General features: G+C 47.0%; 8 protein-coding genes. 6 read left to right on the forward strand and 2 right to left on the reverse strand.

Going from position 1 to position 7208, the window contains the following annotated elements; genetic code table 11:
- The 6 genes from LHU53_RS19495 to LHU53_RS19520 all read left to right on the forward strand — a co-directional run.
- The coding region (locus LHU53_RS19495) for a hypothetical protein (RefSeq protein ID WP_227334449.1) at positions 1-397 on the forward strand (397 nt) is incomplete at its 5' end.
- A 732-nt stretch (positions 398-1129) separates the two neighbouring features.
- On the forward strand, positions 1130-1549 hold the full coding sequence (locus LHU53_RS19500) for a hypothetical protein (protein ID WP_227334450.1): 420 nt from the start codon (positions 1130-1132) through the stop codon (positions 1547-1549).
- 575 nt (positions 1550-2124) lie between these two features.
- Positions 2125-2307: a hypothetical protein gene (locus LHU53_RS19505; RefSeq protein ID WP_227334451.1), complete on the forward strand. Its 183-nt coding sequence runs from the start codon at positions 2125-2127 to the stop codon at positions 2305-2307.
- A gap of 105 nt (positions 2308-2412) precedes the next feature.
- A complete protein-coding gene (locus LHU53_RS19510; protein WP_227334452.1) occupies positions 2413-2880 on the forward strand; it encodes a hypothetical protein in 468 nt (155 codons plus the stop codon).
- Positions 2881-3194: 314 nt separating this feature from the next.
- Positions 3195-4412, forward strand: coding sequence for a hypothetical protein (locus LHU53_RS19515; protein WP_227334453.1), 1218 nt, complete (start codon positions 3195-3197; stop codon positions 4410-4412).
- A 342-nt stretch (positions 4413-4754) separates the two neighbouring features.
- On the forward strand, positions 4755-5369 hold the full coding sequence (locus LHU53_RS19520; protein ID WP_227334454.1) for a DUF4124 domain-containing protein: 615 nt from the start codon (positions 4755-4757) through the stop codon (positions 5367-5369).
- 358 nt (positions 5370-5727) lie between these two features.
- On the opposite strand, the gene LHU53_RS19525 is transcribed toward LHU53_RS19520, so the two are convergent.
- Both LHU53_RS19525 and LHU53_RS19530 read right to left on the reverse strand, forming a co-directional pair.
- Positions 5728-6039 carry a hypothetical protein gene (locus LHU53_RS19525; RefSeq protein WP_227334455.1) on the reverse strand — a complete coding sequence of 104 codons (312 nt, stop codon included), beginning with the start codon at positions 6037-6039 and terminating at the stop codon, positions 5728-5730.
- Between the two features lie 345 nt (positions 6040-6384).
- Complete coding sequence (locus LHU53_RS19530; RefSeq protein WP_227334456.1) at positions 6385-6819, reverse strand: hypothetical protein; 435 nt, start codon at positions 6817-6819, stop codon at positions 6385-6387.
- Between the last annotated feature and the right edge of the window lie 389 nt (positions 6820-7208).

Raw genomic sequence — 7208 nt, forward strand, 5'->3', positions numbered from 1 at the left:
CTCAGCGTGCCAGTCAGATTCAAGAGTTGTTGCCACATCGCTGGCAGCCTCCAGTTCTGGCTATTTGATTCCCGTCAACTGCCACAGCTTTGGTACTGTGGTCAAGATGGGGTGGCTGCCCGCTTACGTTTCATCTTCACCTAATATATTCAAACTGACCACGACAGAGAAAGAGCCCGACATGTCCCATGCCAGTCTTTACAACCTCGTTGCTACCATTGTTGTCGTGCTCGCCATCGTCCTTATCATCTGGCTGCGTCGGCAGACCCGACAGATCCAAGACAACATCCAGCAGATACGGACCAGACGCCAGGTCTTGCGCCGTGTTCGCGTGGGAGGGGCGCCGGGTGTGTATCGGTATCGAGGGCAGGGTGGACGAAGTTCTAGGAAGACGTAAGGTACTTCTGTCTGTGCCTTTCAAGGTCTTCAACGAAACAAACCAGCGGCTATGTCTGCCACCTTTCACTTTTATGTCTGAGCATTAGAAGATTGATCTCTAGCTTGTGTCGGCTGTCAAATCGACAGCAGCGACCTTGGATCCAACCAGGCCGTCGGCGCTGGAATCCGATGGTTTTGGCTGCCGAAAGTGGCTGAGTGCTTGGATTGGAACCATCCTGCAACTTCGGTGCGGCGTTAACATTGCGGCGTCAAGCCTCTCAAGGGCCGCATCCATCATCATATTGACCAAGTCGGAGTCTGGGCATATGCCGATCGTCCAACTGCTGTGAATAGCGGAATAAAAGTGAGCCACTCGGTGGTGTGATTGGGTACCAGTCACAAGCCTATCCTTACCCAAAAGCAGGTTCCAAATGAGGTGTACGAGAGACGTTGCAGTTCCCTAATCCCGGCCTTATCTTGAAAAGATCGGATTGCACAGGTATTGCAAGGCAATGCCGATGACTTCGACATTCGGGCCAGACATCGCACCAAGGTTGAAGTGTCTTTTATAGATCCGGCCCGTGAAGTGTGAACTACTCTTCTGGCCTTTCCTTGCTAGAGGGTAAACGGCGACTTACAACTTCATCGGGCCGAATCAATAAGTGGTGAAAGTTGATCGAAGCCCAGGTTAAATGACAAGGCCCAGTCACAGAAATCTAAGTCATATTTCCGGCTAGGATTTAACTCTATCTTGAAAAATGGTGCCGTAAAAGCCCATGCGCGACTGGGCCTTGACATGGCATCGCTTTATCTCTTCACCCTGAAGATTGAGCTTTACGACCTTCTCACCCAATTTCATGCTCGGCGCATCAAAGCGGCAACTACCTGGCTTGTGCGTCGGGGGCTGCTCAAGCTGACGCCTCCCGAGCTCCTCCGTCCTCACACACCTGAGTGGTTTGCCTCTCTGAGAGAATGGAATCCAAAACAGGCTGCCATGACGGAAGCAGCCATTCAGGCGACGGGAAGTTCGGACGTGTGCAGTGTCTGTGCAGACAATCCGGTTCGCGATTTCGCTTTGGTGGGTATGCCGGCGACCGGGCTAGGGACGCTTCGGCTCTGCGAAGAGTGTTTTCGCATCCGTTCTTTCGACGAACCAATGAGGCCTTTTTGACCGAGCGATTCCTTCGCCGGCCTGTGGCCGGTCCATCTGGTACTGTATCCCGATTCAACCATCAGGTGATGGCTGTTGAATAGAGTCACGATAGGCCTGCCTGAAGCAGACACTCGCCGAAGACCGCAGATGGCCCGGACCCGCAGCCGACCATAGCTGTCTTCGCGTCTGTCGATTTCAACGCCGGTAAGCCGACATCCGCAGATCGGTGCAATCGCAGTCTCAATGACTGCTTGCCGGAAACCCAGTTTTTAAAGTAGGCACCGGCCATCGACCAAGAGCCGCTATTGGGGATCGGCACTCGAAAGCAGTCGCCCAGCGAGTCGAATTTTCCACACCGGTCATTCGCGGTGAAAATTCCGCCGATGGTCGTGGACTGCTCTTCCGCAGCGGGAGCGGTCGTTCAGTCGCACCCCCCATTTGGGGGATATACAGCGCAAGAATCTACCGTCAGAATCCTAGCGAAAGCTGTCCTTTAGCGGATTCCTCCAACTGCGGGATAGCCAAACCGGTGGCGGCAACGGAGAAATTGTCTTGATGCGATTTAAGCCAATTGAGAGGCAGGAGATTTGCCTATGTCAGCGAAAATAAAGCTAAAGAAGGCACTCAGTGCAATTGATGATGCAGTTGCGGCGCTACGTCGAGCACGTAACGATGCAGATCCAAACACTGAGTACCAAATTCGTAAAGCACTCTCCGAACTTGATGACGCGGAGCGAGACATCAAGCGTGCGATCAGGGAGATTCCTAATGATTGATCTTCTTGGTCTTATTTACGATATCGCAAAGGACGAACGTTAGGCCCACAGTCAATGCTAGGTTCACCATCCCACCGGCAAGTTAACTCCGAGGAGCTAGAGCGTTTGTACCTCTCGCTCGGCCGCGGCGTTTGGCATCTACAGTACGTTGAAGATGCGCTGAACACACTCATCACAATCAAGCACGAAGTCAAGACACCGGGGCGCATCCCGGAAGCTGAGGCGCGAGAACTTCTTGCGAAGCACCGTCGGAACACTCTTGGCACGTCATTGAAGGTTGTAAGGTCCAAAGGTCTGGTGCCGCCTGAGCTACTGGATTCACTTGGTCGGTTTAAGGATGAGCGCGACTGGCTCGTCCATCGCTCGCAGAACACGCATGGTGACCTCTTGTACACCGATGCAGGCCGATCAGAGACCTTCACTCGATTGGATACATTCACCGAAGAAGCAAGACGGTTGCAGAAGGCTGTGCTTCTAGAGATAGACAAGTTCCTTAATGCCGCCGGCCTTGACGTTGCCGCCGCAGAGCGCATGGCACTGAAGAACGTAGGGCGTCTCCGCGGTGGGGCCTAGCTGTCGGCTTCCAGCCTGCTGGAGCCAGCCAACTTCCCCCGAACATGACGGTCATAATTTAATAACTGGAACGGAGAAAACTGTGGACCGGCTGTGCAGCGGAGGCCGTCTGTCGGCGTCGCCCTCCAATTGGAGTAATTTTTCACAGATTTTGGCTAAGCTACTCACCAACTTGGCCGCTATCAATGTACCTGTACATAATGGAAGGCATTTGATATACCCGCTTGATTTTGCGGGAAATCTCAAAACGTTTACGTTACGTTATCTGACTTGTCGCCATGTTATCTCGCAAAATCGCGGGATACATAAAAGTTATGTTTTTACGAAAAGCAATGAAAACAATTCGAGTTGATGTCACTAAAGAATCTGTCAATGACTTTTTGAAAGTTCTTTGGTATGAACTCAGGGAGCGAGTTGGACCTGTAGCTTGTCAACATTCTTACTATGACACCGACAACAATGAAAAATACATCTATGAGGTCGATTGGTGTGTAGATGAACTTCCATTCAAAGTTAATCTAAAATTTAGCAATCACACAGCCAAAGGTATTATAGGTGTAGATATTGAAGCGATTACAATAGCTAGTGGAGAAGTTGATATTAGAGCAGAATCGAATATTGAGGATGTGATTTTTGAAACATCAAAATTAGACTTTTCTAAAAGATATAAAAAGTTAACCTTGAAGGTGCCTATATCTTCTTCCATACGGTTTTATGGGAATTATTTTTTAGAAAAGTCAAATGTTGCAATAGCCTCTGAAGCGGAATTTGACTATGTAGTCTTTCAAGTAAGTATTCTCGACGAGAATGAACTTACTCATGTGATTACTGATACTGTCAAAAAAATAACCTCATCCTTAACGTTATGCACGCAGCAGCTAATCGAATTTATTGGTGGAACGATTAAAAAGTCTGAAAACCATAGTGTTCTCGATTTATCAGGACGTGAGTTTATTAAGCCTTGTTTAAACAATGACTTTGTAGACTGCGATGAAGTGATAGATGGTAATAAGTTAGTGCTAATAAGTGAATCGGATAATATCTTATATAAAGTTTTAATCTCAATAGATAACGAGAACTCAGTAAACAGATTCGCAGAATCGATCAAATTGAGGAAAGAGGTGTCGGAAAATCGTTTTTTGAATTGTTTTAAGGCTCAATATGAGCTGCTAGGATATGTTTCATCAATAGAATCTCTTTTGGATGCTAGTGAAAAAAATAGCGTATTAGAATGCGCTAACTGCGGTATGCAACTAGAAAAGCCAGAGCGAAGAATCTCAGCTCAGTTTAATGAATTTGTATCATTGCATTCAAGAAATTCAGGGCCAGTAGAGAAAGCAATGAAAGCGCTCTATGGTGATAGGTCAAAATTCGTTCATACTGGAAAATCATTAACATCTATTGGCACTGCGGGAATGGGGAATCCCTTTATCCTCGAGGGCAAGCAACATATATCAGATGTACCAAAATACTATTACAACGTGCATGAATTTACCGGCTACCTGTTGAGAAAAGCGATGATGGCAGAATAAAAATATAACATACCAATTAAGTACGCTCCCGATGGTCGCCGGACTCGCACCGCTCGCCGCTTATTGGTGGCGTTAAAACTAAATTTTGAGCGGCTGCTTTGGAGTGTTACTGATGACCGCAGTCAGCCTTTTCTTGACGATGGCGACGGTGTCGACATTTTGTCGCGTCTACACCCGCATTAGGCTGTTAGCGGGTCCACAGTTTTGTGATTTGCCTGCCAGATTGCTGACATTAGGTGTCACGATTTGGCTAGCATCGGTTGACACGTCGGGTGTTGTGCAGAAATGGCAAATTCCTTTAAATGGCTATGAACTACAAACCAGCGGGACCTATCCGTTGATGTGGACTTCAGATTCCAATTTATCCTTTTTGAAGAATATAAAAAAGATGGGGAGATGATGAAATTCTTGTTTTTGATATTGGCGCTCCTGATGTCTGTTGCTGAGGCCCAAGCAGAGTTGCAGAAGTGCATCAGTTCGAGTGGAAAAGTCACATTTACCGATTCGGCTTGTCCCAGCAACTCGTCAACCTCATCCATAAAGATTCGTGACAACACCATCGATACCGCTGGCATGCGGCAAGAAGCATTGCGCCTTCGCGATGCGGAAGACGATAAAAACGCAAGAGAGAATCCCCCGCAAGAATGCAAGTTCAAGTCATACAAGGTCAACGACGAGAAGGGAAGAATTCTTGCTGAGAATGCTCAAATTGAGTGTGCCAAGAACTTGAAAGTTGGTAAGGCAGGTGGGGTAGTTTCAAAAGATGCATATTATTTATGGAAAGATCATTACGACCAAACTACCCAAGCTCGGCAGGCGAATTTGGACAGGGCCGCAAAATTCCAAGCTGAAGTAAATAAATCAAACCAAAAACCGCTTGAGCGCAATGCCGTGGGCGGAAAAGAGAAACTAATCTGTAAACCCAATATCATGGGTACAGCGCTCGAATGTGAGTAAATGCGCATAGAGTCATCCAGAATTTGACTCGTATTTGAAGACGATCTCGAAACCTTGAGGAAATTTAATTTTACCAATGACTGGCGGATAGTCTTGAATGGCACCTACCCATAACTAGGAACTGTACATAAAGGCTGATTGCGGAAATTGGTTTACACAAACTGAAAGCTTCAATCCGGTCACTCAATCCATTTTTGGCTGAATTTATCGATCCATTTTGAGCTATAGGAGCAAATTGGCGCTACGGACTTTGTACCGAAAGTAACCGAGTAGAAGCCGACTAGATTCAAGCCTGTCACCATAATTGGAAGTGGAGTAGGTGGCTTGACGACCTCTGGAGAATTTTTCTCTGACCGAGTTATTTCCAAAATTCAAAAAATTTCTTGCAAGATGCATCAAATAAAAGTTTTTCTTCAGGAAAGTCGCTAATATTAAACGAACCTAATGAAGGCGTTATCCAAACTTGCCGCTTGCAGTCAAAGGAATAGAGCTGGTTCCAAGTTCCTGTGGCGCCAATCTTGCGTGTCATGATAGTGGCAAGATCTCCATTACGCTTGGCAGAGTCCTTGTCCATGTAATAAGTGACAGGACCAAAGCTGCCATAGGCAACCCAATTCTCAGCATGGGTGACAATTGGAAAAAGAGCGAAGATAAGGAGAAGTAAACGCATGGGAAACCTTGATCGTTACAGCAATTTTATTCGATTGTATTGTCGGTCGGTGGCTAAAAAGGTAGTTCAACGCTGATCCACATCAATACCATCTGCTTAAATCTTAAGATAACAAATACGGATGTGACTTGCCTCGACTCACACATGAACAAATTGGCCATGTAAAACAAGCGAACGTTTAGGACGTTGTGTTTGCAAGTGCTTTGAACTGTTAGCGAGCATTTGCGCTACTCAAAAGCTGTTGTCAACGCTTTTTCGGTTCGTCCACAAGCGTGGTAGCCTTGAACAATTCGTTGAGATCCATCCATTCTCAGAGCGCTCAATGAAAACCTTCGTAGTTATGAACTAAATCAGAACGATCGCGAAGTCAACCAAGAAGGCAGGCTCAGTTTGCAACATTTCTTTCTCATATGGATATCGCCATGTCTTGAATACATGCGCGTTAGCCTTGAGCTTCATCCGTATTTCGTCCGTAGGCAAATTCAAGGCTGCAGATTCACTGGCGAGAATTTCCGCCCTCAGAGTTGGCGGTAGCTTTTCAAACAGTGAAATTAGATCGTGACCGTCACCACTCGGACGTGCAAGTAAACACAGTTTCAGCAGCAATTTCAGTTGAATTTCAATGGCAAGTGCAGAGCAAACAACAACTGGAAGGGTGGGGTGACGCATATGCCCTTCTTCTTCGATTCCGTCGCTTGCAACGACAATCTTGGCACCCGCGATTAGTGAGCGTGCTGCCTCGAACATTAAACTCATCTCGTCAATATTTGAATTCGTCAAGACTTGTTCCTGTTCCGCATGAAAGTGATCGACTGCAATAGAGTTGCAGCTTTATAAAGGCATGTCTCATGAATCATTGCTCCAATGTTCAGTGGACTTGGATGCCAATTTTGACCGCGTCACATTTTGAGCCAGTTCGACGGCGCTTTACAAGTTCAGCTAAAGACGGTCAGATATCTCGGGCACCTTGTGCGCTGCAATTTCACATCCCATAAGCTGTCTGTCATAAGCACCCGCTATCGCTGCTCAAGAGCCGACCAGGTATGAATGGCGGAGTAAAAGGGAGCCACTCGGCGGTGTGATTGGGTACCAGTCCCAAGCCTATCCTGTGATCCAAGATTGGATCTGGAGAGGCAGAGAGGATGTACACAGAAGTGGACCTATACGCC

This window comes from Rhodoferax sp. U2-2l (assembly GCF_020594515.1).
Lineage (GTDB): Bacteria > Pseudomonadota > Gammaproteobacteria > Burkholderiales > Burkholderiaceae_C > Rhodoferax.